General features: G+C 62.7%; 25 protein-coding genes and 1 pseudogene. 10 read left to right on the forward strand and 16 right to left on the reverse strand.

The features are described from left to right. Nucleotides 1–112: 112 nt before the first annotated feature. Nucleotides 113–847: a phosphoadenylyl-sulfate reductase gene (locus B4M43_RS02940; RefSeq protein ID WP_296264034.1), complete on the forward strand. Its 735-nt coding sequence runs from the start codon at nucleotides 113–115 to the stop codon at nucleotides 845–847. 51 nt (nucleotides 848–898) lie between these two features. On the opposite strand, the gene cysB is transcribed toward B4M43_RS02940, so the two are convergent. From cysB to B4M43_RS02955, 3 genes are all read right to left on the reverse strand, one after another. Next, nucleotides 899–1,873, reverse strand: a complete 975-nt coding sequence (gene cysB, locus B4M43_RS02945) for an HTH-type transcriptional regulator CysB (protein ID WP_296264036.1) — start codon at nucleotides 1,871–1,873, stop codon at nucleotides 899–901. A 124-nt stretch (nucleotides 1,874–1,997) separates the two neighbouring features. After that, nucleotides 1,998–2,495 (reverse strand): universal stress protein, encoded by a 498-nt coding sequence (locus B4M43_RS02950; RefSeq protein WP_296264039.1) that lies wholly within the window; start codon nucleotides 2,493–2,495, stop codon nucleotides 1,998–2,000. A gap of 108 nt (nucleotides 2,496–2,603) precedes the next feature. After that, nucleotides 2,604–3,554, reverse strand: a complete 951-nt coding sequence (locus tag B4M43_RS02955; protein WP_296264041.1) for a putative 2-dehydropantoate 2-reductase — start codon at nucleotides 3,552–3,554, stop codon at nucleotides 2,604–2,606. Between the two features lie 252 nt (nucleotides 3,555–3,806). Between B4M43_RS02955 and B4M43_RS02960 the strand changes: the two genes are divergently transcribed. Further along, nucleotides 3,807–4,883 (forward strand): 3-deoxy-7-phosphoheptulonate synthase, encoded by a 1,077-nt coding sequence (locus B4M43_RS02960; protein ID WP_296264042.1) that lies wholly within the window; start codon nucleotides 3,807–3,809, stop codon nucleotides 4,881–4,883. A 73-nt stretch (nucleotides 4,884–4,956) separates the two neighbouring features. Here B4M43_RS02960 and B4M43_RS02965 read toward each other — a convergent pair whose 3' ends face one another. Beyond that, a complete protein-coding gene (locus B4M43_RS02965; RefSeq protein ID WP_296264044.1) occupies nucleotides 4,957–5,238 on the reverse strand; it encodes a GNAT family N-acetyltransferase in 282 nt (93 codons plus the stop codon). A gap of 492 nt (nucleotides 5,239–5,730) precedes the next feature. On the opposite strand from B4M43_RS02965, the gene B4M43_RS02970 reads away from it, so the two are divergent. Further along, nucleotides 5,731–5,985, forward strand: a complete 255-nt coding sequence (locus B4M43_RS02970) for an Lpp/OprI family alanine-zipper lipoprotein (RefSeq protein ID WP_296264046.1) — start codon at nucleotides 5,731–5,733, stop codon at nucleotides 5,983–5,985. 119 nt (nucleotides 5,986–6,104) lie between these two features. Here B4M43_RS02970 and B4M43_RS02975 read toward each other — a convergent pair whose 3' ends face one another. The 3 genes from B4M43_RS02975 to B4M43_RS02985 form a co-directional block, all read right to left on the reverse strand. After that, nucleotides 6,105–7,082: a L,D-transpeptidase family protein gene (locus B4M43_RS02975; RefSeq protein ID WP_296264048.1), complete on the reverse strand. Its 978-nt coding sequence runs from the start codon at nucleotides 7,080–7,082 to the stop codon at nucleotides 6,105–6,107. 106 nt (nucleotides 7,083–7,188) lie between these two features. After that, nucleotides 7,189–7,470 (reverse strand): hypothetical protein, encoded by a 282-nt coding sequence (locus tag B4M43_RS02980; protein ID WP_296264049.1) that lies wholly within the window; start codon nucleotides 7,468–7,470, stop codon nucleotides 7,189–7,191. Between the two features lie 58 nt (nucleotides 7,471–7,528). Then, complete coding sequence (locus tag B4M43_RS02985; protein WP_296264050.1) at nucleotides 7,529–8,134, reverse strand: arylesterase; 606 nt, start codon at nucleotides 8,132–8,134, stop codon at nucleotides 7,529–7,531. Between the two features lie 10 nt (nucleotides 8,135–8,144). Between B4M43_RS02985 and B4M43_RS02990 the strand changes: the two genes are divergently transcribed. After that, the gene (locus B4M43_RS02990; RefSeq protein WP_296264052.1) at nucleotides 8,145–8,828 is read left to right on the forward strand and encodes an ABC transporter ATP-binding protein; all 684 of its coding nucleotides are present in this window, start codon (nucleotides 8,145–8,147) and stop codon (nucleotides 8,826–8,828) included. Next, nucleotides 8,828–11,365 carry an ABC transporter permease gene (locus B4M43_RS02995; RefSeq protein ID WP_296264054.1) on the forward strand — a complete coding sequence of 846 codons (2,538 nt, stop codon included), beginning with the start codon at nucleotides 8,828–8,830 and terminating at the stop codon, nucleotides 11,363–11,365. Before B4M43_RS02990 ends, B4M43_RS02995 begins: the two co-directional genes overlap by 1 nt. Nucleotides 11,366–11,368: 3 nt before the next feature. Here B4M43_RS02995 and greB read toward each other — a convergent pair whose 3' ends face one another. From greB to B4M43_RS03010, 3 genes are all read right to left on the reverse strand, one after another. After that, entirely contained in the window at nucleotides 11,369–11,851 is a 483-nt protein-coding gene (gene greB, locus B4M43_RS03000; RefSeq protein ID WP_296264056.1) for a transcription elongation factor GreB, read from the reverse strand. A 76-nt stretch (nucleotides 11,852–11,927) separates the two neighbouring features. Further along, the gene (locus B4M43_RS03005; protein ID WP_296264058.1) at nucleotides 11,928–12,242 is read right to left on the reverse strand and encodes a hypothetical protein; all 315 of its coding nucleotides are present in this window, start codon (nucleotides 12,240–12,242) and stop codon (nucleotides 11,928–11,930) included. A gap of 201 nt (nucleotides 12,243–12,443) precedes the next feature. Continuing rightward, complete coding sequence (locus tag B4M43_RS03010; protein WP_296264059.1) at nucleotides 12,444–13,853, reverse strand: transglycosylase SLT domain-containing protein; 1,410 nt, start codon at nucleotides 13,851–13,853, stop codon at nucleotides 12,444–12,446. 149 nt (nucleotides 13,854–14,002) lie between these two features. Here B4M43_RS03010 and B4M43_RS03015 point away from each other — a divergent pair, with 149 nt between their 5' ends. The 4 genes and pseudogenes from B4M43_RS03015 to B4M43_RS03025 all read left to right on the forward strand — a co-directional run bounded on the left by B4M43_RS03015 (nucleotide 14,003) and on the right by B4M43_RS03025 (nucleotide 16,684). After that, nucleotides 14,003–14,809, forward strand: a complete 807-nt coding sequence (locus B4M43_RS03015) for a TatD family hydrolase (protein ID WP_296264061.1) — start codon at nucleotides 14,003–14,005, stop codon at nucleotides 14,807–14,809. Nucleotides 14,810–15,352: 543 nt separating this feature from the next. After that, a pseudogene (locus tag B4M43_RS21075) lies at nucleotides 15,353–15,508 on the forward strand (HAMP domain-containing protein); the annotation flags it as partial. Between the two features lie 111 nt (nucleotides 15,509–15,619). Further along, on the forward strand, nucleotides 15,620–16,375 hold the full coding sequence (locus B4M43_RS21080; RefSeq protein ID WP_414707810.1) for a methyl-accepting chemotaxis protein: 756 nt from the start codon (nucleotides 15,620–15,622) through the stop codon (nucleotides 16,373–16,375). A gap of 75 nt (nucleotides 16,376–16,450) precedes the next feature. After that, nucleotides 16,451–16,684 (forward strand): hypothetical protein, encoded by a 234-nt coding sequence (locus B4M43_RS03025; RefSeq protein ID WP_296264065.1) that lies wholly within the window; start codon nucleotides 16,451–16,453, stop codon nucleotides 16,682–16,684. Nucleotides 16,685–16,686: 2 nt separating this feature from the next. Here B4M43_RS03025 and B4M43_RS03030 read toward each other — a convergent pair whose 3' ends face one another. Next, on the reverse strand, nucleotides 16,687–17,460 hold the full coding sequence (locus B4M43_RS03030) for a CHAD domain-containing protein (RefSeq protein ID WP_296264066.1): 774 nt from the start codon (nucleotides 17,458–17,460) through the stop codon (nucleotides 16,687–16,689). A 15-nt stretch (nucleotides 17,461–17,475) separates the two neighbouring features. Beyond that, nucleotides 17,476–17,754, reverse strand: a complete 279-nt coding sequence (locus B4M43_RS03035; RefSeq protein WP_296264067.1) for a hypothetical protein — start codon at nucleotides 17,752–17,754, stop codon at nucleotides 17,476–17,478. Nucleotides 17,755–17,905: 151 nt separating this feature from the next. Here B4M43_RS03035 and B4M43_RS03040 point away from each other — a divergent pair, with 151 nt between their 5' ends. Then, a complete protein-coding gene (locus B4M43_RS03040; protein ID WP_296264478.1) occupies nucleotides 17,906–18,943 on the forward strand; it encodes a patatin-like phospholipase family protein in 1,038 nt (345 codons plus the stop codon). 61 nt (nucleotides 18,944–19,004) lie between these two features. Here the strand turns inward: B4M43_RS03040 and B4M43_RS03045 are convergent, their stop codons facing one another. The 4 genes from B4M43_RS03045 to clpX all read right to left on the reverse strand — a co-directional run bounded on the left by B4M43_RS03045 (nucleotide 19,005) and on the right by clpX (nucleotide 25,324). Further along, the gene (locus B4M43_RS03045; RefSeq protein ID WP_296264069.1) at nucleotides 19,005–20,876 is read right to left on the reverse strand and encodes a SurA N-terminal domain-containing protein; all 1,872 of its coding nucleotides are present in this window, start codon (nucleotides 20,874–20,876) and stop codon (nucleotides 19,005–19,007) included. Nucleotides 20,877–21,059: 183 nt separating this feature from the next. Next, nucleotides 21,060–21,332 (reverse strand): nucleoid-associated protein HU-beta, encoded by a 273-nt coding sequence (hupB, locus tag B4M43_RS03050; RefSeq protein ID WP_296264070.1) that lies wholly within the window; start codon nucleotides 21,330–21,332, stop codon nucleotides 21,060–21,062. A gap of 154 nt (nucleotides 21,333–21,486) precedes the next feature. After that, nucleotides 21,487–23,883 (reverse strand): endopeptidase La, encoded by a 2,397-nt coding sequence (gene lon, locus B4M43_RS03055; RefSeq protein WP_296264072.1) that lies wholly within the window; start codon nucleotides 23,881–23,883, stop codon nucleotides 21,487–21,489. Nucleotides 23,884–24,040: 157 nt separating this feature from the next. Continuing rightward, entirely contained in the window at nucleotides 24,041–25,324 is a 1,284-nt protein-coding gene (clpX, locus tag B4M43_RS03060; protein WP_296264074.1) for an ATP-dependent Clp protease ATP-binding subunit ClpX, read from the reverse strand. Nucleotides 25,325–25,345 lie beyond the last annotated feature (21 nt).

Here is a 25,345-nt window from a genome sequence, read left to right on the forward strand (position 1 = left end):
AAGGCTTCGCTATACGTGGCCAGGCATCCGCTCGCCTCGCCGGTCTGCCGTTTTTTGTTACCATCGGCCCACTACGAGCGCCCAGCGCCACTTTCACGATGGAAACCGCCTGATGAGCCAACCTTTCGACGTCGCCGCCCTGGCCGCGGCCTATGCCAGCAAGTCTCCGCAAGACATCCTCAAGCTCGCCTTCGAACACTTCGGCGACGACCTGTGGATTTCCTTCAGCGGTGCCGAGGACGTGGTGCTGGTGGACATGGCCTGGAAACTCAACAAGCAGGTCAAGGTGTTCAGCCTCGACACCGGGCGCCTGCACCCGGAGACCTACCGTTTCATCGAGCAGGTGCGCGAGCAATACGGCTTGCCCATCGAACTGCTCAGCCCCGACCGTGACCGGCTCGACGCCTTCGTCAAGGAAAAGGGCCTGTTCAGCTTCTACCGCGACGGCCATGGCGAGTGCTGCGGCATCCGCAAGATCGAACCGCTGCGGCGCAAACTGTCGACCGTGCGTGCCTGGGCCACCGGCCAGCGCCGCGACCAGAGCCCAGGGACGCGCAGCCAGGTGCCGGTGCTGGAAATCGACGGTGCCTTCTCCACGCCCGAGCGGCCGCTGTACAAGTTCAACCCTTTGGCGCAGATGACCAGCGAAGAAGTCTGGGGTTACATCCGCATGCTCGAGCTGCCCTACAACAGCCTGCACGAGCGCGGCTTCATCAGCATCGGCTGCGAACCCTGCACTCGCCCGGTATTGCCACGCCAGCACGAGCGCGAAGGGCGCTGGTGGTGGGAGGAGTCCACGCAGAAGGAATGCGGGCTGCACGCCGGCAACCTCATTACCAAGGTTTGATCTTTAGGGTCCTGTGATTGCCGGAGCGCCTGGCCGGCGCTCCGGACCGGCTCAATGCACCGGCAGTTCCACGCCTTCGAACAGCGCCTCGAGCTCTTGCTTGTTGTGGCACTGAATGGCTTTGGCCATCACTTCGCGGGTCAGGTGCGGGGCGAACTTCTCGATGAAGTCGCACATGAAGCCGCGCAGGAAGGTGCCGCGGCGGAAGCCGATCTTGGTGATGCTCGGCTCGAACAGCTCGCTGGCGTCGAGCGCCACCAGGTCGTTGTCGAGCTTGGCATCGACCGCCATGCCGGCCACGATCCCCACGCCCAAGCCCAGGCGCACGTACGTCTTGATGACGTCGGCATCGGCGGCGGTGAACACCACCTTAGGAATCAGGCCACGGTGATTGAACGCTTCGTCGAGTTTCGAGCGGCCGGTGAAGCCGAACACATAGGTGACGATAGGGTATTCGGCCAAGGCTTCGAGCGTGAGCTTGGGCAGCTTGGTCAGGGCGTGGCCCTGGGGCACCACCACGCAGCGGTTCCATTTGTAGCACGGCATCATGATCAGGTCGTTGAACAGCTCCAGCGCCTCGGTGGCGATGGCGAAGTCGACGGTGCCGTCTGCGGCCATTTCGGCGATCTGCATGGGCGAACCCTGGTGCATGTGCAGGGCCACTTCAGGGTACTGCTTGATGAAGTTGCTGATCACCGGAGGCAGGGCATAACGCGCCTGGGTGTGGGTGGTGGCGATGGACAACGTGCCCTTTTTCTCGTTGGAGAATTCCTGGGCGATCTGCTTGATGCTTTCGACCTTGCGCAGGATTTCGCCGGCGGTGGTGATGATGCGCTCGCCCGCCGGGGTGACGCGCGTCAGATGCTTGCCGCTACGGGCGAAGACTTCGACGCCCAGTTCGTCTTCGAGCAGGCGGATCTGCTTGCTGATGCCGGGCTGCGAGGTATACAGGCTTTGCGCCGTGGCCGAGACGTTGAGGTCGTGGTGCGCCACTTCCCAGATGTAGCGCAGTTGTTGGAGCTTCATAGGTATACCTCGAATCGGCGTAAGTCAGCGGCGAACGGCACGGGTTATAACTATATGAGTGGTCAAGGAAATAAATCTAGAACTTTTTCGCCCTAGCGGTAGGGAAATTTCTGACTGGCATCGATCAAACTTTCCTACGTCCTAGGTGAGGTGAAAGCGGAACCATATAGACCGGCACCTGGGCCAATTGCAGCAAACGCACGGCCGTGCGGCCAATCGGCACATCCACGCCCGCACCGTGACTGTGGCTGCCGAACACCAGCAGGTCGGCTTGCAGGCATTCGACCTGGTCAAGGACCACCTGCGCCGGATCGCCCTGGCGCACGCGCACGGCCTTGATGACCGCCAAATCCGCCGCCTCGCCCAGCTCCTCGCGAAAGTTTTCCAGCACCCGTCGTTCGATGTTGGCCAGCACCGCGTTGACACCCTGGCTGTGCAGCTGGTCGAGGGTGCGAGCGTCCAGGTAGCTCTGCAGCAAGGATTCGGCGAACTGGCCCATGGGCTCGACGGCATGGACTACATACAGATTGGCATCGAACGTACGCGCCAGGGCCAGCGCGTGTTGCATGACGAATGGCGCGTACACGCCAAGGTCGCTGGCGTACAGCAGGGAACGGATCATCCGACCTCCTCGGCTGCCGGGCGGCAGCGCAAGGTTGAGCTTAGCAGCGCCTTGCGCGGCCGCAGCGCTTCGTGCAGCACCCCGCTGCCGGCAGTGCCTGGCGCCGGCTCAGCCTGCGCGATTGCTGCGATCGATGAACGCCAGGGACTGGTACAAGGCTTCCATGCGCGGCAACGAGCAACCGGCTTCGCGGGCGCGGGCGAGCGGCTCGCCATAGATGGCCTGCAACTCGAGGGGGCGCTGCTGGGCGTGGTCGTGGTACATGCTTGGCCAATAGTCGGGCATCTGTTCGGTGACCCGCAGCAGATGCGCGGCGAAGCTGTCGTCCAGATCGTGGCCGCAAGCCTGCGCACCCTGTACCACCTCACGCATCAATGCCTGGATCAAGGCGCGGCTGTCGGGGTCGGCCATCAGCGGCGTGGTGCTGGCACGCAGCAGGACCGACAAGCCGTTGTAGGGCACGTTCCACACCAGCTTTTGCCAGCGCGCCAGGCCCAGGTCTTCCATCGCCTGGGAGTCCAAGCCGGCCGCGTGGAACAGTTGGGCGGCGGCTTCGACCACATCCATGGCCTGGTCGCCGCTGGCCGGGCCGCTGTGATAGCCCACGTTCACCGCGCCCAGCGCCTGATGGCGGACGAATCCAGGCGCCTGGCGGCTGACGCAGACGAAACACAACCCGCCGAGCAGGTGCATGTCGTCGCGTAGCATCGGGCGCAGTTGCTCTTCGACGCCCAGGCCGTTCTGCAGCAGGATCACCTTGGCACCCGGCGCAGCCGCTCGGGCGATCAGCGGGGCCAGTTCGGCGTTGCTGGTGGCCTTGGCGCCGACCAGCAACCAGTCGCAGGGCGGTAGGTCGGCGGCATCCTCGTAGGCGCGCACCTTCAGGGTGAAGGTGCCATGCAGGGCGCTGTCGAGGGTCATGCCTTGGTCACGTACGTGGGCATAGTCGCTGCGCAGCAAAAAATGCACATCGAAGCCGGCACGCGCCAGCATCAGGCCATAAAAGCCGCCGATGGCACCGCTGCCGATGATGCCGACGCGTACGGGGTTAGAGGTCATGCGGCGCTCCAGAAGGCTTGGGTCGGGCCACCGATCTTGCCACACACGGTCGCCGAGTTTCGAGGTCCGCCCATGCCAGACGCCGGCAGCGCTGCGGACCGGTGGGCAAAAACCCCAGTAGCCTCGGGGTTTGCCCATTGTCGCAGGCCCCTTTAACGCGCTAAGGTTCTGCCCTTCCCCGCTGCGAACAATCTGCTGCTGGGCCGCACGGGGTCGCTGGCGGCCAGCACCCGTGACCTGACGAGTAACACGATGGCTGATTTACCGATCGATGACTTGAACGTCGCCTCCAACGACACCCTGATCACCCCCGATCAGTTGAAAAAAGAGATTCCCCTCAGCCGCAAGGCCCTGGACACCGTGACCAAAGGTCGCGAAGTGGTTCGCAACATTCTCGACGGCAAGGACCATCGCCTGTTCGTCGTCGTCGGCCCCTGCTCCATCCATGACCTCAAGGCCGCGCACGCCTACGCCGAACGCCTGAAGGTGCTGGCCGAGGAAGTGTCCGACACGCTGTACCTGGTCATGCGGGTGTATTTCGAGAAGCCGCGCACCACCGTAGGCTGGAAAGGCCTGATCAACGACCCGTACCTGGACGACTCGTTCAAGATCCAGGATGGTCTGCACATCGGTCGCCAACTGCTGCTGGACCTCGCCGAGCAAGGCCTGCCCACCGCCACCGAAGCGCTCGACCCGATCTCCCCGCAGTACCTGCAAGACCTGATCAGCTGGTCGGCCATCGGCGCGCGCACCACCGAATCCCAGACCCACCGGGAAATGGCCTCGGGCCTGTCCTCGGCGGTCGGCTTCAAGAACGGCACCGACGGCGGGCTCACCGTCGCCATCAATGCCTTGCAGTCGGTGTCCAAACCCCACCGCTTCCTGGGCATCAACCAGCAAGGCGGCGTGTCGATCGTCACCACCAAGGGCAACGCCTATGGGCATGTGGTGCTGCGCGGCGGCAACGGCAAGCCCAACTACGACTCGGTCAGCGTCGCACTGTGCGAGCAGGACCTGGCCAAGGCCAAGATCAAGCCGAACATCATGGTCGATTGCAGCCATGCCAACTCCAACAAGGACCCGGCATTGCAACCTCTGGTGATGGACAACGTGGCCAACCAGATTCTGGAAGGCAACCAGTCGATCATCGGCCTGATGGTGGAAAGCCATCTGAACTGGGGTGCGCAGTCCATCCCGAAAAACCTCGAAGACCTGCAATACGGCGTGTCGGTGACTGACGCCTGCATCGACTGGGAAACCACCGAGAAAGCCTTGCGCAGCATGCATGCCAAGCTCAAGGACGTGCTGCCTAAACGCCAGCGTGGCTGACACGGATTGCGTGTACGAAAACGCCGGGCAATGCCCGGCGTTTTCGATAGTGGCGATTCAGCCCGCAGTCGTTTCAGACCTTGTTGGCATGACGCTGTTGCCGCTCCATATAACGCTCGACATAAGAGCACGACGGAATGACGGTGTAGCCCATCTGCTCGGCATAGGCCAATGCCTGCTGGGTCAGGGCGGCGGCGATACCCCGCCCGCGCAGGGCGTTGGGAACGAAGGTGCGGTAAATGTCCAGCGTTTGCTTACCCAGGTCCATATACGTCAGGTAGGCACGGTGACCGTCCACATTGGTCTCGAATTGATGACCAGCTTGGTCATGGTGGATGGTCAACGCTTCGCTCATCACAACTCCTTGCAGGTCTTGAGGCAGACCCTCGCCTTATCGGGGTGGTAGCTGCAGAACGATCGTCTGGCCGGGCGGTTATGCGTACGACCTTGGGCTGCGTGTCATCGTTCTACACCGTGCAACTTGTCGATAGTAGGCGCTGCGTGTCGGGTTACTCAAGCGGCGCACACTAAAAAGACAGTTCGATGTCAGGTGAACATTCCCACGGCAGCGTGCGAATGTTCAACGAACATGGACGCACGAAGACACATAAAGCCGCTCTTAGTTCCACGAAAAAGTTATTGCACTAGTGTGCGATCGGTGTTGTCACAGGGTGGACGTGACAATGGGCTCACCCCCACTAAGTCAAACGCCGGCGCACGGATTTTTTCGAGCTTCTTGCGTTCAGTCAGTTTACTTACTACAAGTAATGAGTACTATGTACGCCGGCCAGTTTCTCATTCGAGAGATGGCTACTTAATAGATATAAAGTCCTTGAAGGGGAACACGATGAACAACGTTCTGAAACTCTCTGGTCTGGCCCTGGCCGCAATCCTGGCTACCGGTTGCAGCAGCAGCGTCACCAAAGAAACCGAAGCTCGTCTGACCGCTACCGAAGACGCAGCAGCTCGCGCCCAAGCCCGTGCCGACGAAGCCTACCGTAAGGCTGACGACGCAATGGCCGCCGCTCAGAAGGCTCAGCAGACCGCTGACGAAGCCAACGAGCGCGCTCTGCGTATGCTGGACAAAGCCAGCCGCAAATAATAATCTTCACGGATTATTACTAAGCCGATCCCATCCAGGATCGGCTTTTTGTTGCCTGCGACATAGCGTTTGGGCATGAAAAAACCCGCACAAGGCGGGTACTTTCAACTATAGGACGCTCACTGCAACTCGGGCGGCAAGCCCGATACCACCGGCGCCGTACCGGCAGTGGCGTTGGGCACTGCGATTTCCACAGGCATGCCGTCTTCAGCGGCCACTACATCGCGCACCATGTCCCAGTTCATGCGCAGGTTGTTGGCCAGATCTTCACGCTTGAGCAAGGCATTGATCACGGCCGTGTGCTTGTCGACCACCGAGGGGTTGCCGCTTTCGTCCAGAGGCGTATGCGCTTCGAGGTAGACCTTGCCACCACTGAGGCCGAATTTGTAGGGCTCGTTGATGATCCGCACCGAAGTGCCCACCGGCACCAGTTCCGACAGTTGCAGCACATTGTTGTTGAGCATGCGGAAACAACCGTGGCTGGTGCGCATGCCGATGCCGAATTTCTTGTTCGAGCCATGGATCAAGTAACCCGGCACACCCAAGGTGAACTTGAAAGGCCCCAACGGGTTGTCCGGCCCGGCGGGCACTACGGCCGGCAGGATGTCGCCGTCAGCGGCATGTTCGGCGCGGATGGACGCTGGCGGGGTCCAGGTTGGGTTCGGCGTCTTGGCGGTGATCTTGGTATTGGCGATGGGAGAGCCCCACCCTTCCCGGCCGATGCCCAGTGGGAAGGTGTATACCACCGGTTCGTTCTTCGGGTAGTAGTACAAACGGTACTCGGCCAGGTTGATCACCACGCCTTCGCGGGGCCCTGGCGGCAGCACGTAACGGGTGGGCAGGACGATTTCGGTGCCGGCACCGGGCAGCCAGGGGTCGACGCCAGGGTTGGCGGCGACCATTTCCAGATAGCCCAGATCGTTGGCCGTGGCGATGTCGGCGAAGGTGTCTTCGTACTTGGCGGTGACGGTGCGCACCTGCCCGACGACGTCCTCACCCGGTGACGGCAACGGCAGTTCCAGCGCAACGGCCGGGCCTGCGAGCAACAGGGCAGCCAGAGACAGGCAACGGGTAACGCGAGGCAAACGCGGCGACATCCGGTGAATCCTTAACGAACGGGTTCAAGTCCGCCGATTGTACACGCGCGTCCTTACAAGCGGGAGGCGCGCGCCGCCGGCACCTGTGGTAGATGACCAAAGGCCTTTAGAGTTCCGGCCAGACCGGCCGGGTGCCACGGCGCTGGGCATCGAGAATGGCCCGGCACAATTGACACAGGCGGGTATCGCGGTAGACGCCCGGCTCGACCGTCGACCAGCGCGGCTGTGCCGGCAACAGTCCGCCACACAGGGTGCGGTCGGCAGGCGCGCCGAGCTCCAGTTGACGGGTGACGAGGTGGACACGCACTTCCTGGCAGGCGAACAGATCGAGTTGCTCGTCGGGTTCGATCAGTTGATAGGCGTACAGGGACCAGGCGGGGCGTGGCATTGGTGGCACTCGAAACGGGGGGCGCAACATTAGCCGAAAGCCGCCCCCGATTAAAGCGTCAGAGCAAGGGTTCGATCACCGGCCAGGCGTTTTCCAGCAACCGTTGTTGCGCGCCCTGCGCAGGATGGATGCCGTCGGCCTGCATCAGTTGTGGCACGCCGCCGACGCCTTCGAGGAAGAACGGCACCAGTGGAACGTCTTTGGCTTTTGCCAGGTCGGTATAGACGTTGGCGAAGGCCGTCGTGTAGCGCACGCCATAGTTGGGCGGCAGGCGCATGCCTAATAGCGCGACCTTGGCGCCGCTGTCGCGGGCCTGGTCGATCATCGAGGCAAGATTTTGTTGCAATTGATCCGGTGCTTGGCCGCGCAAGCCGTCATTGCCGCCCAACTCCACCACCACCAGCTCCGGCTTATGGGCCTTGAGCAGCGCCGGCAGGCGCGCGAGGCCGCCTGCACTGGTGTCGCCACTGATCGATGCGTTGACCACTTGGGTAGTATTTCCCTCTTGCTCGAGGCGTTTTTGCAACAAATTCACCCAGCCCTGGCCGGTATTCAGGCCAAAACCGGCACTGATACTATCGCCTACCACCAGCACCGTTCCCGCTACCGCGGTCTGGGCCAGACAACACAGGGCCAGACCGGCACTCAACCACCACATTCGCATTGGATTCTCCATGGGCCCCAGCATTCTCGTTGCGCAGAACCTTAGCAAAGTGGTCCCCAGCGCGGAAGGCGACCTGACCATTCTCCACTCGCTGACCTTGAGCCTCGCCGCTGGCGACAGCCTGGCCATCGTCGGCGCCTCGGGGTCGGGCAAGTCCACCCTGCTCGGTCTGCTGGCCGGGCTCGACCGTCCCAGCGCGGGCACCGTCATCCTCGCCGGCAAGGACCTCACCCCGCTCGACGAAGATCAGCGCGCCCAAGTGCGTGCCGAGCACGTAGGCTTCGTCTTCCAGTCCTTCCAGTTGCTTGACAGCTTGAATGCCCTGGAAAATGTCATGTTGCCGCTCGAACTCGAAGGCCGGCGCGATGCGCGGGACGTGGCCAGCGAGCTGCTTGCGCGGGTCGGCCTGGGCCAACGCCTGACCCACACGCCACGCCAGCTTTCGGGCGGTGAACAGCAGCGGGTAGCCATCGCCCGCGCCTTCGCCGCGCAACCGTCGGTGCTGTTCGCCGACGAACCCACAGGCAACCTCGACAGCCTGACCGGCGAGCGCATCAGTGACCTGCTGTTCGAGCTCAACCAGGAACGCGGCACCACTCTGGTGCTGGTCACCCACGACGACCGCCTGGCCAGACGCTGCCGGCATTCGATCCGCCTGGATGCCGGCCGCCTGGTCGCGCCGCTGGAGCCTTGATGAGCCGACTCAATTTTTCCGCCCTGCTGGCCCTTGCCGGTCGCCAGCTGCGCCGCGACGCACGGGCCAGCGAAGTGCGCGTGCTGTTTTTCTCGGTGCTGGTGGCGGTGGCTGCCAGTACCGCCATCGGTTATTTCGGGGCGCGCCTGAACGGCGCCATGCAATTGCGGGCTACGGAGTTTCTGGGTGCGGACCTGGTGCTGCAAGGCAGCTCCCCTGCCCGCGCCGAGCAGATCGAAGACGGCGCGGCGCTGGGCCTTACCCATGCGCGGGTGGTCGAATTCACCAGTGTGGTGGGTGGCGATCAGGGCATTCAGCTGTCCAGCGTCAAGGCCGCCGATACGCGATACCCATTGCGCGGCGAAATTCGCAGCGCGCCCGCCCCTTATGGGGCCGAGTCGCCCGGTGGCGGCCCCGGACCGGGTGAAGCCTGGGTCGAGCCGCGCCTGTTGGTCGCGCTGGGCATGCAGATCGGCGACAACATCGATGTCGGCCAGAAGACCTTGCGCCTATCGCGGGTGCTCACCTATGAGCCCGACCGTGCCAACAACTTCTACAGCCTTACGCCGCGGGTGTTGATGAACCTTGCGGACCTGGCGTCCACCGGCGTCATCCAGCCCGGCAGCCGGGTCAGCTATCGCGATCTCTGGCGTGGCGAGCCACAAGCATTGGCGGCCTACCGTAAAGGCGTCGAACAACACCTGGCCGCCAACCAGCGCCTGCTCGACACCCGTGATGGCAACCGACAGATCGGCGGCGCCCTGGGCAAGGCCGAGCGTTACCTGAACATGGCCAGCCTGGTGGCGGTGCTCCTGGCAGGTGTCGCCGTAGCCTTGTCGGCCAGCCGCTATGCCGCGCGGCGACTGGATGCCAGCGCCCTGCTGCGCTGCTTGGGGTTGTCGCGGCGCCAGGCCCTGGGGCTGTACTGCCTGCAACTGGCGATGCTGGGATTGGTCGCTGCGCTGTTCGGCGCCGGGCTCGGTTGGCTGGCACAATTGGGGCTGTTCCAACTGCTCGAGGGCTTATTGCCGAGCACCCTGCCACCTGGCGGTATCGCGCCGGCACTGGCAGGTATCGCCACGGGCGTGGTGGCACTGGCCGGCTTTGCCCTGCCGCCGCTCGCCGCTCTGGGCCGGGTGCCGCCGCTTCGCGTGCTGCGCCGTGATCTGCTGCCCGTACCGCCCAGTAGCTGGCTGGTTTATGGGGCTGCGTTGCTGGCACTTGGCTTGATCATGTGGCGGTTGAGCCTCGACCTGCTCTTGACCTTCGCCTTGCTGGGCGGTGGGCTGATCGCCGCCGCAGTGCTTGGTGGCCTGTTGCTGCTGGGCCTGCGCAGCTTGCGCCGCGCCTTGGCCGGTGCGCCACTGACCTGGCGCCTGGGCCTGGGGCAACTGCTGCGCTATCCGCTGGCTGCGGCTGGGCAGGCCTTGGCGTTCGGTTTGATCCTGCTGGCCATGGGCTTGGTAGCGTTGTTGCGCGGCGAGCTGCTCGACACCTGGCAGGCGCAATTGCCCGCCGACGCGCCGAACCATTTCGCCTTGAACATCCTGCCCGACCAGCGAGAGCCCTTCGCCCAGCAGCTGCAAGCCATCGGCGCACGCTCGGCGCCGCTGTATCCGGTCACGCCTGGTCGCCTGATCGCGATCAACGGCCAGCCGGTCAACCAGGTGGTGAGCAAGGACTCCACGGGTGAACGCGCCGTGCAGCGCGACCTGAGCCTGACCTGGGCCGCCGAGCTGCCCTCTGGCAATGCGCTCAGCGAAGGCCAGTGGTGGCAAGGAGCGCAGTCGCTGAAGGGTACGCCTGACGTAGCGACACCCGACGCTTCAACGCCCGACGTCTCGGTCGAAGCCGAGCTCGCCGCCAGCCTGGGCCTCAAGCTCGGCGACGAACTGACCTTCGACATCGGCGACCAGCAGCACTCGGCCAAGGTCAGCAGCTTGCGTACCGTGCACTGGGACAGCTTCCAGCCGAACTTCTACATGATCTTCCAACCGGGCACCCTGCAAGGCCTGCCCACCACCTACCTGACCAGCTTCTACCTGCCGGCCGGGCATGACAAAGACGTGGTGGCGCTGTCGCGGGCATTCCCCGCCGCCACCATTCTGCAAGTCGATGCGTTGCTCAGCCAACTGCGCAGCATCCTCGCGCAAGTGACACTGGCGGTCGAATACGTGCTGCTATTCGTGCTCGCGGCGGGCTTGGCGGTGCTTTTCGCCGGGCTGCAAGCCACGCTGGACGAACGCATTCGCCAAGGCGCCCTGCTGCGCGCCCTGGGCGCGTCCAGATCGCTGCTGGTGCGCACTCGACGCATCGAATTCGGTTTGCTTGGCGCCGCCAGCGGTGTGCTGGCGGCGCTGGGCTGCGAACTGGTGACCTGGGTGCTGTACCGCTACGCCTTCGCCCTCACCTGGAGCCCGCACCCCTGGTTGCTGGTGCTGCCGGTCGTAGGGGCAATGCTGGTGGGCGGTGCCGGCATGCTGGGCACGCGCCGCGCGCTGAACGCCAGCCCGTTGGCGGTGTTGCGCGAGGGTTGAGGCTCATTGGCCGACCGGCAGGTACCAGATCCTGTTGACGTACCAGGACGCCTCGCCGGTCGGCGTCTGCACCACCGCCTCATCGCCCACCTGTTTCTTCAGCAGGGCACGGGCCATGGGCGAGTCGATGGAGATGTAGTCGTTGCGGCCGTAGATCTCGTCATAGCCAACGACGCGAAACGTCATGAGTTCGCCTTCGTCGTTTTCCACTTCCACCCAGGCGCCGAAAAACACCTTGCCCTCCTGTTCGGGAGCGTAAGCCACGACCCGTACGTCTTCCAAGCGCTTGCGCAGGTAGCGCACGCGGCGGTCGATTTCACGCAACAGCTTCTTGTTGTATTGGTAGTCGGCATTTTCGCTGCGATCGCCGAGCGAAGCGGCCCACGCCACTTTTTGGGTGATCTCCGGACGGTACACGCGCCACAGGTGGTCGAGCTCCTGCTTGAGCGCCTGATGCCCTTCGGTGGTGATGATGTTGGTGCTCAACAGCCCTCTCCTCACGCCACGCGAGCGGCCGCGCAGGCGCACTCGGTGGTTGCAAGCTGGATGGAATGGAAGCGCCTCAGCGGCGGGTGATCAGCCCTTGCCGGGCGATGCGGGTGAGCTGGGCGATGACTTGCTCGGCCATGGCCGCCGTCGGCGCCTGGATCACGGCCAGATCGAAACGATCGTTGCCATAGCGGGCCAGGTCGGCTTGCTCGTGGATGTCGGCGAACTGGATGAGGAAGGCCCGTGCCTGACCCCTGCGTCGCGATAAGCCTTCCAGGTGGCGCAGCAACGTAGGCTGATGGGAACCGCCCAGCAGAATACGGGGAGTGCGCGCTGCAGGCTCGACGGCCAAGGGGCTCAGGCAGACACTGGTACGTGGACAACTCATGGGGTAGATCTCCGCCTCGCGAATCCCGCTGGGCAGCGGTGGGAGGCGTCACCGAACCAGCGCTTTAGCGGTATTTCGGCGGCCTCGCAGAGGGCCGTCGCGCGCCCCGCAAGTAGCTGTTTAAATCGGCGCAAGGGCCATGCTAGGGGCTTGGGCAGGAAGATACAAGCGCTGCGTCACGTATGAGGTGCGCCAACGGCGCTAGCGTCTGCGGGTACCTTCCAGCGCCAGTCGTTCACGGTCGAACGCCAGGAAGTACTTGTTCACACTGTTGACGAAGTTCACCGGCCCCATCCCCACCTGCTCCATCGCCACCCGCTCGGTCTGGAAGAACCATTGATTGGGGTTCAGGCCGCGCCGCCGCGCCTCGGCACGCATGGCCTGTACCCGTTCGGGGCCGAGGTTGTAGGCGGCCAGCACGAAAGCCATGCGTTCACGGTCGTTGAGTGCGGGGCTGGAGAAGAATTTGCGGCGGATCAGCGCCAGATAACGTGCCCCGGCCTGCACGTTGCCATCGACCGTCTGGATGTTGCTGACACCGACGCGTTGCGCGGCCGACGGGGTGATCTGCATCAGGCCATGGGCGCCGCCGCCACCACGCGCTTTGGGGTCGAGGGTCGATTCCTTGTAGGCCAAGGCCGCGAGGTTCAACCAGTCGATCTGCTGATTGGCGCCATGGCGCTGCAAGACCGTGCGCACCGCCTCCAGGCGCTGGCGCGGCCGGTTGGCCAGCGGGTTGTGCATACGGTACTGGCTGCGATAGATACGCTCGAACACGGCATTCTGGTTGGCCGGCGCCCGGTAGCCGGCCAGGAAGCGATTGACGGCGTCCTGCAACGCCGGCGTATCGCGCCGGACGTACCAGCGTACCGCCTGGGGCTTGCCCAACTGCACACGGGTATCGAGCCGCAGCTTGGGCAGTACCCGCGCCCAACGCTCAGCGATGGGCCGTTCGACCACGGTCAGCGGGTAGACACCGGCCTGGACCATTTCCAGCACGTCTTCGACGGCCAGGGTCGGATCGACCCACTCGACCTTGACCGGCGCTCGCTTGCGCAGAGCCAACTGCTGGTTGAGCGCCTCGATCGCCGCACCGGCGGCGCTGGCATTGACCAGCGCCACGGTGCGCCCCGACAACTGCTCGGCCCTGGCCACACTGCGCGCGCCTTTGCGCCCGACCAGCACCAGCGCCACCCGGTCGACCACGGGCGCACTGGACGCCAGCTGTCGAACGGCCTGTGCCTCGAACAATTCCCCAGGCGCGGCGATATCGCCCTCGCCGCGCAGTAACGCACCGGGCAATTGGCCCTTGGCTTTGGGAATCAGCTTGACGTGCACCTGCTGGGTGACGCCCTTCTGCGTATTGAGGAAGTGCTCGAGCGCCCGCAGGCGATGATATTCGACGCCGACCGGTTCGCCCTTCACGGTACCCGAGCTGTTGCGGCTTTGATTGACCAGCACGCGCAGCACCTTGGTCTTGCGGATGTCAGCCAAGTCCTTGGCCGGATGGGTATGGCCCGCCTGCGCAGGGCCGGCCAGACGCGCATCGGCCGGGCCCGCGCAAGCGAGTCCAGCCAGTAGCAGAACCGTGAACAAGGTGCGTGCAGTCACGTGGTATGTCCAATTGAACGGCACGCTCTAGCGAGGTACCTGGTTGACAACTGACATCAACAGACCTTCGCAAGCCATTGAGGTTCTAGGAATATTTCCTCTGCGATCGGCTTTGCTATGCTGGCCTGCCCTTGATACGAGGCAACACCATGCAACTGATCGACATCGGCGTCAACCTGACCAACAGCAGCTTCCAAGGCCAACAGGCCGCCGTCGTCGAGCGTGCGCGCGAGGCTGGAGTGGTACAAATGGTGCTGACTGGCACCAGTCTCGAGGGCAGCGAACAGGCCCTGGAACTGTGCGAAACCCTTGACGAACAGGGCCAGGCGCTGTTCTCCACAGCGGGGGTGCATCCCCACGACGCCAGCAGCTGGCAGGCTTCAAGCGAGCAGCGGTTGCGCGCGTTGCTGGCCCAGCCCAGAGTGCGCGCCGTAGGCGAATGCGGGCTGGATTTCAACCGCGACTTTTCGCCCCGCCCGCAGCAGGAAAAAGCCCTGGAAGCGCAGTTGGCGCTGGCCGTGGAAAGCGGCCTGCCGGTATTCCTTCACGAGCGTGACGCCAACCCGCGACTGCTGGCCATTCTCAAGACTTTCCGCGACCAGTTGAGCGCGGCCGTCGTGCATTGCTTCACGGGCGAGCGCGAGGCCTTGTTCAGCTACCTCGACCTCGACCTGCACATCGGCATTACCGGCTGGATTTGCGACGAACGGCGCGGCACTCATCTGCACGAACTGGTGGGCAACATTCCCCGAGGCCGTCTGATGCTGGAAAGCGATGCGCCCTACCTCCTGCCGCGTACTTTGCGGCCGAAACCTAAAAGCGGACGCAACGAACCCGCCTACTTGCCAAGCGTGCTCGAGGAAGTGGCGCGCCATCGAGGCGAACGCCCCGAGGACACCGCAGCGCACACCACCGCCTGTGCGCGGACCTTTTTCGGTTTACCCCAGATTCCTTGACAGGCATCAACGAATGCTCTGACGCGCGCGTACAGAATGCTGGCACCTTGCCAATGCTGTTTCCGCATATTTCAGAGAAAACCTCACATGGGTGCCTGGCTTAGCAACGTTTCACTCAAGTACAAATTCTGGGCCGTCAACGCGGTGGCCTTTTTCACGACCCTGCTGCTGGTGCTCTACGCCCTGAGCCTGGAACAGCAGGCCAGGCGCGACACCAGCCACGCCCAGGCCCAGATGCAGGCTGCACTACTGGCCCATTGGCCCGCAGGCCAAACACTGCCCACCTCGTCGCATTTCCTGGCATGGCCAGTGGGGCAGACGCCCCGCCTCGAAGGCAACGAGCTGCCGAGCCTGCGCGATGCCCAGGGCTGGGTCGATCTGCCTGCGGGCCTGCGCCTGGACGACATGCCGGTCCACGGCGCCCAGGTGATCCGCTTGGGCGACACCCAGGTGGCCGTCCTTGCTTCTTCGCCTGGCTTCAACCAAGTGTTCTTCGACCGTTTCGGCCACTACGCCGTGTGCGTGCTGGTGCTGATGCTGCTTATGCTAGGCGCTTCGCAACTGCTGATCCGCTTTCTGCTGCGTCAGCTCAACACGCTCAAGAACGTCATGCTGCAAGTGGAGAAAACCGGCGATTTGTCGGCCCGGGTGCCCCTTGCCAGCGGGGACGAAGTCGGTCAGATGGCGGCCGCGTTCAATGCCATGCAGGCGACTTACCACCGCGTGGTCGGCACCGTAGCGCAATCGGCGGCGCAGCTCGACGCCGGCGCCGCGCAGTTGGCCGCCAGCATGAACGAGGTCCGCAACGGCATGCTCGGCCAGCAGAGCGAGACCGACCAAGCGGCTACCGCGATCAACGAAATGACCGCCACGGTGCACCACATCGCCCAGCACGCCGGCGCTACCCGCGACCTGTCGCAGACCGCCGATACCCTGGCGGGCAGTGGGCAGCAGGTGGTCAACCGTGTGCAGCTGTCCATCGCCGGCCTGTCCAGTGGCGTGCAGCAGACCGCGGAAATGATCCGCCAACTGGCCGACGACAGTCAGAAGATTACGGGCGTGGTCGGCGTCATCCACAGCATCGCCGAGCAGACCAACCTGCTGGCCTTGAACGCCGCCATCGAAGCGGCACGGGCGGGCGACCTAGGGCGAGGCTTCGCCGTGGTGGCCGACGAGGTACGCAACCTGGCCAAGCGCGTACAAAGCTCGACCGACGAGATCACCGGCATGGTCTCCACCCTGCATAGCGGCACCCGCGATGCCGTCGACTTCATGCACGAAAGCTCGCTCAAGGCCGACGATTGCGTGCGCCAGGCCCGAGAGGCCGGCGAGGCCCTGGCCGAGATCACCACGGCCGTGGCGCAGATGCGCGAAAGCAATACGCAGATCGCCGTGGCGGCCGCGCAGCAGAGCCAGGTGGCAGAAGAGATGAACCGGGCGATCGTCAGCATTCGCGACGTGACCGAAGACACCGTGCAGCGGACCCTCGGCTCGGCCACCACCAGCCGTGACTTGGCGACCCTGGCTGGGCAACTGAATCAGGCGATAGGCCAGCTGGCCCTATGACCACTATAGCCAGCCTCGATTGGCTGTCTTGGCAGGAGACCACTAGGCTCATGGGGTAGCCGAGAGGAATGCCCCATGAACAGATGCCTGAACGTTTTGCTCGACCAGACGCGGCGAACCTCGTCGCACCTGGCCCACCCTACCCCTGAACATATGCTGCAACTGCTGGCAATGTTGCTGCTGGTACCGGGCGCGCTGCTCGTGCTGTCGGGTGCGTTCGCGTTCGATGTCAGCCAGTTGGCCATCGGCGTTCTGGTGATGGTTGCGGGCGGGCGCTTGTTGAGCCGCCGCGCCGCAAGCCATGCCTGACTTCAGTGCCGGCGCCGCGCCAAAGCGACGCCAAGTTGCTCCAAGGTCGCATCGGCCTTGCCTTCGAAACGGTGCAGCTCGCGCTGCCAACGCTCGGCGAACGGCGCCAAGGCCTGCTCGCGTTCGGCCTGCAACAACCATTGCAACCGGTCATGCCAATCGCCTAGGTCGCTTTGTGCGCGCTTGAGCAGCGCACGCAGCTTCTTACCCGCATGGTCGAGCTGCGGGAAGGCCTCGTCGCCATAGCGCACTCGCTTGATCAACAGGCGCAGGCGATGGCGATCGTGGGCCGGGTCTTCGAGGGCCTCACGTAGTTTGCGCCATTGCTTACGCAGACGCTTTTCCACCTGCTCGCCCGGTTTGGGCAACAACTTGTCGCGCCGCGCCACGCGCAGCAGCGCCGGCGCCGCATCGAGTACGGTCAACAGTCGTGCCAGTTCAGCGCTATCGGCCACCTTGGCGAAGGTGTGCTCCTGCTCGGCCAGTGACGGCTGACCGGCTAGCGAGTGCCCTTGCTCGAGCAAATGCGCAGCCAGCACTTCGCGGTCGCGCAGCGGCGTGGTCAGACGCCCCAAGGCGCGCGCGGCGTCCTCCAATTGCGCGATCGCCGGCACTTCGCGCACAGGCCGAATCAAGCTGCGCAGCCGTCTGGTGCTGGTGCGCAGATCGTGCAAGGCCTCGCTGTCGGTGTTGGCCGCCAGCCGTTCTCGACAGGCCATCAAGCGCACGTGCAGGGAAAACAGTTGGGTCACCAGATGATCGAGCATGGCGGACATGGGCAGTTTCCTCGGTCAGCGGCCGGCGCGGGATTCGCGAATGTAGAAACGCGCCTTTTCGGCCTTGTTCGAACAACCTTCGAAGCGCTCGAACTGTTGCTGGGTCTTGGCACCGGTCAGCAGCGACAGCGCCTTGGAATAGCTGATGGTGCCGGCAAAGCCTTCTGCCTTGGCCAAGTCCAGCTCTTTCCAGGCGGCATCGAGCTGGGTGCCACAACTTTCACGGTAGGCGGTCTTGCCCGCGCAGCCGGCCAGGGCCATGGCGATCAGAGGAAGGCAGATCCAGGCTTTCATCAGGTGAACCTCTTAGGTGGGGACGCAGTGCCTGTTCGACGGCAACGGGCGGTGAAAGTGCCGTGCCCGCGGCCGGTAGCCGGCGCCGCAATTGAATCCCCTCGCGCAGTGGTTCATTGTGGCGCGCATGGACACCAAGCGAGGGATGCTCATGCGTAAACGGGTGGCACTGGTACTGGGTTCGGGCGGCGCGCGTGGATATGCGCACATTGGCGTGATCGAGGAGATCGAGCGACGCGGCTACGAGATCGCCTGCGTCGCCGGCTGCTCGATGGGCGCCGTGATCGGCGGCATCTATGCGGCGGGAAAACTCGACGACTACCGCCGATGGATCGAAAGCCTGGACTACCTGGACGTATTGCGACTGGTCGATGTCAGCTTCCGGTTGGGCGCGATTCGTGGCGACAAAGTGTTCGGGCATATCCGCAAGATCGTCGGCGAGATCGACATCGAGCAACTGCGCATCCCCTATACCGCCGTAGCGACCGACCTCACCCACCAGCAGGAAATCTGGTTCCAGGAAGGCTGCCTGCACCAGGCCATGCGCGCTTCGGCGGCCATCCCCAGCCTGTTCACGCCGGTACAGCAAGGCAATCGCGTACTGGTCGACGGCGGTATTCTCAATCCGTTGCCCATCGTGCCGGTGGTCTCCAGCCACTGCGACCTGATCGTCGCGGTCAACCTCAATGCTACCAACCAGAACCATTACCAGTTGCCCGTGATCGAGCGTCCGCCTGCCTTCAAGATGCGCTTCGATGCCCTGATCGATTCGCTAGGCTCGCATTTGCCGTTTCGTCGTACGCCCGCAGAAAAACTGCTGCGCATCGATCAGAAGGTCGCGGCCCAGCGCGCCGCCAAAGCCAACCCTTGGCTCAGCGAAGCCGATCCGGAGGGTCAACAGCCGGCTGCAGCGCCCCAGGCTAGCGGTGCGCCCAAGTCGGCCGCAGGGTCTTTCATCATCGACAACGTGGGGCCGGCCTCCTTGCTCGATCTGATCAACCAGAGCTTCGAAGTGATGCAGACCTCGTTGGCACAGTACAAGATCGCCGGCTATCCGCCCGACGTGCTGGTCAACGTGCCCAAGCGGGTCTGTCGCTTCTTCGAGTTCTACAAGGCACCGGAGCTGATCGCCCTGGGTCGGGAAATCGCCCGCGATACCCTGGACAGCTACGAGCACGAGCATCGTTGAGTTTCCGGCAGAAACGAAACAGGCCGCATTGCGCGGCCTGTTTCGTTTCACCGGGTAACGCTTAGTAGCGCGTCACGTCGGCATTGGCTTCCAATTGCTTGCGATAAGCGGCGAAGTCCTGTTGGCCTGCACGTGAAGCGAGGTAGCGGGCGATCTGCTGCTTCTCTTCCTCGGTGGCTGCGGCGCCTTCGTTGACGCCCTTGAGCTTGACCACGACCAAGCTGCCATCCTTGAGCACCACACTGCCGTAGACCGGCTTGCCTTTGGCCTGGGGCTTGGCCATGCGGAATACCGCTTGCAGCTCGACAGGGTCGATCCCTTCCTGGCTGCGGGTCACGGCTTCCTGCACTTTCCAGGCTTGGCCTTCGTAGCCGGTATCGGCTGCAACCGAACCATTCTCCAGGTCGGCTACCAGCTTGTCGGCCTTGGCCTTGAGCTCGGCGGTCGCCTTGTCTTTGGCCAGGTGCTGACGGATGCTCTGCGCCACGGACTCGAGCGGCAATTGCTCAGGCTTGCGATGCTCCTTGACGCGCAGCACGACGATGGTTTCAGGATCGAGTTCGAGTGCGGTGCTATTGGCACCCTCTTCCAGCACTTCTTCGCTGAAGGCTGCCTGCACGACGGCGCGGTTGGCCGTGATGCCCTCGCCGCCTTCGCGGCCGAACGGTGCCGAGGTCTGCACTTTCAGCTTCAGGTCTTGCGCAGGCTGCGCCAGATCGGAAGATTCGAATGCCGCGTCTTCGAGCTGCTTGGTCGCTTCGACGAAGCGCTGCTCGACTTGCTGGGTCTTCAAGTCGCGGGTCAGCTTGGGCTTGAGGCTGGCGAAGCTCGGCACCTCAGGCGCCTGCACACCCAGCAGCTTGATCAGGTGGTAACCGAACTCGGTACGTACCGGTGCCGACACCTGGTCCTGATTCAGCTTGTACAGCGCGTCTTCGAAGCTCGGATCGTAGACGCCGGGCGCCGCGAAACCGAGGTCGCCACCGGCGGCGGCCGAACCTGGATCCTGGGAGAATTCCTTGGCCAGTGCGGCGAAGTCTTCACCCTTGCTCAGGCGTTGCTGGATTTCCTCGATGCGGGCCTTGGCTTGGGCATCGGTAGTCTTGTCGTCGACTTCGATGAGGATGTGTGCGGCGTGCCGCTGCTCGGCCAGGTTGGCCGTTTCCTTTTCGTACTGCGCTTGCAGCGCGTCGTCGCTGACGTCGACCTGAGCGAAGAAATCCGACTTGTTCAGTTCGATGTAGTTGATGACGACCTGGTCCGGGGTCATGAACTCTTTGCCATGCTGGTCATAGTGCGCCTTGATTTCCTCATCGCTGACCTTGACGGCGGATGGGTCTGCCTTGAAGGTGAGCGATGCGAAGTCGCGGGTCTGCTTCTCCAAGCGGGCGAAGGCTTCCACCTGCTTGTCGGTCACGAAACTGCTGCCGGCAAGGCCGGTGCGCAGTTGCCCGATGAGCATTTCCTGACCCAGCATTTCACGGAATTGCAGACGACCGTAGCCCAGTTGGCGAATGACCTGATCGAAGCGCTCGGCGCTGAACTTGCCATCGACCTGGAACTCGGGTGTTTGCAGGATCACTTGGTCCAGCGCCGCCTCGGAGAAGGCGAACTTGGCGTCTTTGGCGCCATCGAGCAGCAGCTTGCGTTCGATCAGGCCTTTGAGGGCCTCTTCGCGCAGCATTTTTTCGTCCAGGCGCGCGGGATCGAAATCCTTGCCCAGCTGTTGCATCAACTGACGGCGCTGCATGTCCACGGCCTGGCTCAGCTCGTTCTGGCTGATGGTCTCGCCGTTGACCTTGGCAGCATCCTGGCTGTGGCTGGCCGCTTGGAAGATGGCCTCGAAGCCGGTCAATGCCATCAGTACCACGATGAGCCCGATGATGGTTTTGGCAATCCAACCCTGTGAATTGTCCCTGATATTCTGCAGCATGCGTCCCCCAGAAACGGTTGTACCACTGCGTAAACAACCGCGGAGCGTGGGTAGAGTCCAGATATAAAGAAAGGCGCATCCTGTGGATGCGCCTTCTCAAAGCGGGCGTGCCCGGTGGGAACTGTATCTCCCGCCGTCACGCGGTCGGCCCCGGTGCTGCCAGGGCCGGCTGAAAAAGACGACTTAGTTGACGGCGTCTTTCAGGCCTTTGCCAGCTTTGAAGCCTGGCACCTTGGCGGCAGCGATCTTGATCTCGGCTCCGGTTTGCGGGTTGCGGCCGATGCGTGCGGCACGCTCTTTGACACCGAAGGTGCCAAAGCCGACCAACACGACGTCATCACCTTGCTTCAGGGCACCGGTGACCGACTCGATGACGGCGTCCAGCGCTTTGCCAGCGGTAGCTTTCGAAATGTCAGCAGAAGCGGCGATAGCGTCAATCAGTTCCGACTTGTTCACTGTAAGTCCCCTTAATTTCTCTAATTGAGTTTGTTTCTAAGTATGTAACAAAGCTTACATAAACGAGCACTGGGTGGCCTGGTGACACTCGCGAGGCGCTTTATAGCAAGGCCTCGAAAAAATTGTCAAGAAAGGCCACCCAGGGAAATACGTACTAGTGCGTGCTAATTCTTTCCTTGGCATCGCTGTCGCGCTTTTCGTCTTTGGCGACAGCCTCCGGAGCCACGTCTGGCAAGGGCTCGGGCGCGTATTGCAGCGCAATTTGCAGCACTTCGTCAATCCATTTGACCGGTTTGATGTGCAGATCCTGTTTGATATTTTCAGGAATCTCTTTCAAATCGCGGACATTTTCCTCGGGAATGATGACGGTCTTGATCCCGCCACGGTGCGCAGCCAGTAGTTTCTCCTTCAAACCACCGATGGCGAGCACCTGACCGCGCAGGGTGATTTCACCCGTCATGGCCACGTCGGCACGCACCGGAATCTGCGTCAGGGCCGACACTAGAGCGGTGCACATGCCGATACCGGCACTTGGACCGTCCTTGGGCGTGGCGCCTTCAGGCATGTGGATGTGCACGTCGTGCTTTTCATGGAAGTCGGCGGGGATGCCCAGGCTGCGCGCCCTGCTACGTACCACGGTCTGTGCGGCGGTGATCGATTCGACCATGACATCGCCCAGCGAACCCGTCTTGATCAACTGCCCTTTGCCCGGAATCACCACCGACTCGATGGTCAGCAGCTCGCCTCCGACCTGGGTCCAGGCCAGGCCCGTCACCTGACCGATCTGGTCTTGCTGCTCGGCCAGGCCGTAACGGAATTTGCGCACGCCCAAGAGGTGCTCAAGCTGCTCGCCCGTGACCTTGACGTGGAACTGCTTCTGCCCGGCATGCTCCTTGACCACCTTGCGGCAGACCTTGGCGATTTGCCGCTCCAGCCCACGTACACCGGCTTCGCGAGTGTAGTAGCGGATGATGTCGCGGATGGCGCTGACGTCGATTTCCAGCTCGGTCTTTTTGAGGCCGTTGGCCTTGATCTGCTTGACCGTCAGGTACTTGACCGCGATGTTGATCTTTTCGTCTTCGGTGTAGCCCGGCAGACGGATGATCTCCATCCGGTCCAGCAGCGCTGGCGGGATGTTCATCGAGTTGGACGTGCAGAGGAACATCACGTCGGACAAGTCGTAATCGACTTCCAGGTAATGGTCGTTGAAGTTGTGATTCTGCTCGGGGTCGAGCACTTCGAGCAACGCCGAAGCCGGATCGCCACGCATGTCGCTGCCCATCTTGTCGATTTCGTCGAGCAGGAACAGCGGGTTGCGTACGCCCACTTTGGTCATTTTCTGGATCAGGCGGCCCGGCATCGAGCCGATGTAGGTACGGCGATGGCCACGGATCTCGGCCTCGTCGCGCACGCCGCCCAGCGCCATGCGCACGAACTTGCGATTGGTCGCAGCGGCGATGGACTCGGCCAGGGACGTCTTGCCCACGCCGGGCGGCCCGACCAGGCACAGCACGGGACCGCGGATCTTCTTCACGCGCTTTTGCACGGCGAGGTATTCGAGGATGCGTTCCTTGACCTCTTCAAGGCCGTAGTGGTCGGCATCGAGGATTTCCTCGGCCTTGCTCAGGTCCAGACGTACTTTGCTCTGGGCTTGCCAAGGCACCTGCACCAGCCAGTCGAGGTACGAGCGCACCACGGTAGCCTCGGCCGACATCGGCGACATCTGCTTGAGTTTGTTCAACTCGGCCTGGGCTTTGGTCAAGGCATCTTTGGGCAAGCCTGCCGCTTCGATGCGCTTTTTCAGCTCTTCGACTTCGTTGTGCCCTTCGTCGCCATCGCCGAGTTCTTTCTGAATGGCCTTCATCTGCTCGTTCAGGTAGTACTCGCGCTGGCTGCGCTCCATCTGCTTTTTGACGCGACCGCGAATGCGCTTTTCGACCTGCAACAAATCGATCTCCCCGTCGAGCAGCGCCAACACATGCTCGACGCGCTCGGGCAGGTCGATGATTTCGAGAATTTCCTGTTTCTGCTCGATCTTCAGCGCCATGTGGGCGGCCATGGTATCGACCAGACGACCTGGCTCATCGATGCTGTTGAGCGACGACAACACCTCGGCCGGTACCTTCTTGCCCAACTGCACGTATTGTTCAAACTGCGACAACAGCGTGCGCACGAACACTTCCGATTCGCGCTCGGCGGCGTCGACTTCATCGATCAGGGTAACTTCGGCGCGAATGTGCCCGTCGATTTCGGCGAAACGCTCGACCGCACCGCGCTGCTCGCCTTCGACCAACACCTTGACGGTACCGTCGGGCAACTTGAGCAATTGCAATACGGTGGCGACGGTGCCGACGCGGTACAGCGCGTCTTCGTCAGGATCGTCGTCAGCAGGATTTTTCTGGGCTAGCAGGAGGATCTGCTTTTCGCCCGCCATCGCCGCCTCGAGGGCTTCGATGGACTTTTCGCGCCCCACAAACAGCGGGATGACCATGTGCGGGTATACGACGACATCGCGCAATGGCAAAAGAGGCAAGTCGAGGGTGGTCTTCATGATTTCGCCTCTACAGCGGCCCAGTGGCCGGAAACCGTGGAAATAGTGCTTGGAGCTAATGTGGGGGTAGGTCCGCAAAATTACAAGCGTTCGCGCCAGTAAATGCAGAAAGGGGCCCTAAGGCCCCTTCCGGTGTCGCATTCGACTCGCTACCGACTCAAGCGTCGGGTGCAGCCTTGGCTTGCGGCTCGTTGTTCTCGTAGATCAACAACGGCTTGGAGCTGCCTTCGATGACGCTTTCGTCGATGACCACCTTGCTGACGTCCTTCTGCGAAGGAATATCGTACATGGTGTCGAGCAAGATCCCTTCAAGGATCGAGCGCAGGCCACGCGCACCGGTCTTGCGTTCCAGTGCTTTGTGTGCCACCGCCTTGAGTGCGTCGCTGCGGAACTCGAGGTCTACGCTTTCCATCTCGAACAACTTGGCGTACTGCTTGGTCAAGGCATTCTTCGGCTCGGTGAGAATCTGCACCAGCGCCGCCTCGTCGAGCTCGTCGAGGGTAGCCAGCACGGGCAGACGGCCTACGAATTCCGGGATCAGGCCGAACTTGACGAGATCGTCCGGTTCGACTTCACGTAGGGATTCGCCGACCTTCTTGCCTTCTTCCTTGCTGCGCACCTGAGCACCGAAGCCGATGCCGCCTTTGGTCGAACGGTTCTGGATGACTTTTTCCAGGCCAGAGAACGCACCACCGCAGATGAACAGGATGTTGCGCGTGTCGACCTGCAGGAATTCCTGCTGCGGGTGCTTGCGGCCACCTTGCGGCGGCACCGAAGCCACAGTGCCTTCGATCAACTTGAGCAGCGCCTGCTGCACACCCTCACCCGATACGTCGCGGGTGATGGAGGGGTTGTCGGACTTGCGCGAAATCTTGTCGATCTCATCGATGTAGACAATGCCCATCTGGGCTTTCTCGACATCGTAATCGCACTTCTGCAACAACTTCTGGATGATGTTCTCGACGTCCTCGCCCACATAACCGGCTTCGGTCAGGGTGGTGGCGTCGGCAATGGTGAACGGCACGTTCAACAGGCGTGCGAGCGTTTCGGCGAGCAGGGTCTTGCCGGAGCCGGTAGGCCCGATCAGCAGGATGTTGCTCTTGCCGAGTTCGACTTCGTCGCCCTTCTTGTCGCGCTGGTTCAGGCGCTTGTAGTGGTTGTACACCGCTACGGCAAGCACCTTCTTGGCACGTTCCTGACCGATGACGTACTGGTCAAGGATGCCGCTGATTTCTTTCGGCGAAGGCAGTTTGTGCGCGCTGCTCTCGGCCTGGGCTTCTTGCACCTCCTCGCGGATGATGTCGTTGCACAGGTCGACGCACTCGTCGCAGATAAATACCGAGGGCCCGGCAATCAATTTGCGCACTTCGTGCTGGCTTTTGCCGCAGAAGGAGCAATAGAGCAATTTGCCGCTGTCCTCGCCGTTACGGGTGTCAGTCATTCGATCGATCCAATCCGGGTA

The sequence above is a fragment of the Pseudomonas sp. UBA6562 genome (assembly GCF_002434265.1).
Lineage (GTDB): Bacteria > Pseudomonadota > Gammaproteobacteria > Pseudomonadales > Pseudomonadaceae > Aquipseudomonas.

Bases quoted from the DNA above. Each gene is read 5' to 3' on its own strand.
- B4M43_RS02940 (WP_296264034.1), top strand. From the start codon at position 113: ATGAGCCAACCTTTCGACGTCGCCGCCCTGGCCGCGGCCTATGCCAGC.
- cysB (WP_296264036.1), bottom strand. From the start codon at position 1,873: ATGAAGCTCCAACAACTGCGCTACATCTGGGAAGTGGCGCACCACGAC.
- B4M43_RS02950 (WP_296264039.1), bottom strand. From the start codon at position 2,495: ATGATCCGTTCCCTGCTGTACGCCAGCGACCTTGGCGTGTACGCGCCA.
- B4M43_RS02955 (WP_296264041.1), bottom strand. From the start codon at position 3,554: ATGACCTCTAACCCCGTACGCGTCGGCATCATCGGCAGCGGTGCCATC.
- B4M43_RS02960 (WP_296264042.1), top strand. From the start codon at position 3,807: ATGGCTGATTTACCGATCGATGACTTGAACGTCGCCTCCAACGACACC.
- B4M43_RS02965 (WP_296264044.1), bottom strand. From the start codon at position 5,238: ATGAGCGAAGCGTTGACCATCCACCATGACCAAGCTGGTCATCAATTC.
- B4M43_RS02970 (WP_296264046.1), top strand. From the start codon at position 5,731: ATGAACAACGTTCTGAAACTCTCTGGTCTGGCCCTGGCCGCAATCCTG.
- B4M43_RS02975 (WP_296264048.1), bottom strand. From the start codon at position 7,082: ATGTCGCCGCGTTTGCCTCGCGTTACCCGTTGCCTGTCTCTGGCTGCC.
- B4M43_RS02980 (WP_296264049.1), bottom strand. From the start codon at position 7,470: ATGCCACGCCCCGCCTGGTCCCTGTACGCCTATCAACTGATCGAACCC.
- B4M43_RS02985 (WP_296264050.1), bottom strand. From the start codon at position 8,134: ATGCGAATGTGGTGGTTGAGTGCCGGTCTGGCCCTGTGTTGTCTGGCC.
- B4M43_RS02990 (WP_296264052.1), top strand. From the start codon at position 8,145: ATGGGCCCCAGCATTCTCGTTGCGCAGAACCTTAGCAAAGTGGTCCCC.
- B4M43_RS02995 (WP_296264054.1), top strand. From the start codon at position 8,828: ATGAGCCGACTCAATTTTTCCGCCCTGCTGGCCCTTGCCGGTCGCCAG.
- B4M43_RS03005 (WP_296264058.1), bottom strand. From the start codon at position 12,242: ATGAGTTGTCCACGTACCAGTGTCTGCCTGAGCCCCTTGGCCGTCGAG.
- B4M43_RS03015 (WP_296264061.1), top strand. From the start codon at position 14,003: ATGCAACTGATCGACATCGGCGTCAACCTGACCAACAGCAGCTTCCAA.
- B4M43_RS21080 (WP_414707810.1), top strand. From the start codon at position 15,620: ATGCTCGGCCAGCAGAGCGAGACCGACCAAGCGGCTACCGCGATCAAC.
- B4M43_RS03025 (WP_296264065.1), top strand. From the start codon at position 16,451: ATGAACAGATGCCTGAACGTTTTGCTCGACCAGACGCGGCGAACCTCG.
- B4M43_RS03030 (WP_296264066.1), bottom strand. From the start codon at position 17,460: ATGTCCGCCATGCTCGATCATCTGGTGACCCAACTGTTTTCCCTGCAC.
- B4M43_RS03035 (WP_296264067.1), bottom strand. From the start codon at position 17,754: ATGAAAGCCTGGATCTGCCTTCCTCTGATCGCCATGGCCCTGGCCGGC.
- B4M43_RS03040 (WP_296264478.1), top strand. From the start codon at position 17,906: ATGCGTAAACGGGTGGCACTGGTACTGGGTTCGGGCGGCGCGCGTGGA.
- B4M43_RS03045 (WP_296264069.1), bottom strand. From the start codon at position 20,876: ATGCTGCAGAATATCAGGGACAATTCACAGGGTTGGATTGCCAAAACC.
- lon (WP_296264072.1), bottom strand. From the start codon at position 23,883: ATGAAGACCACCCTCGACTTGCCTCTTTTGCCATTGCGCGATGTCGTC.
- clpX (WP_296264074.1), bottom strand. From the start codon at position 25,324: ATGACTGACACCCGTAACGGCGAGGACAGCGGCAAATTGCTCTATTGC.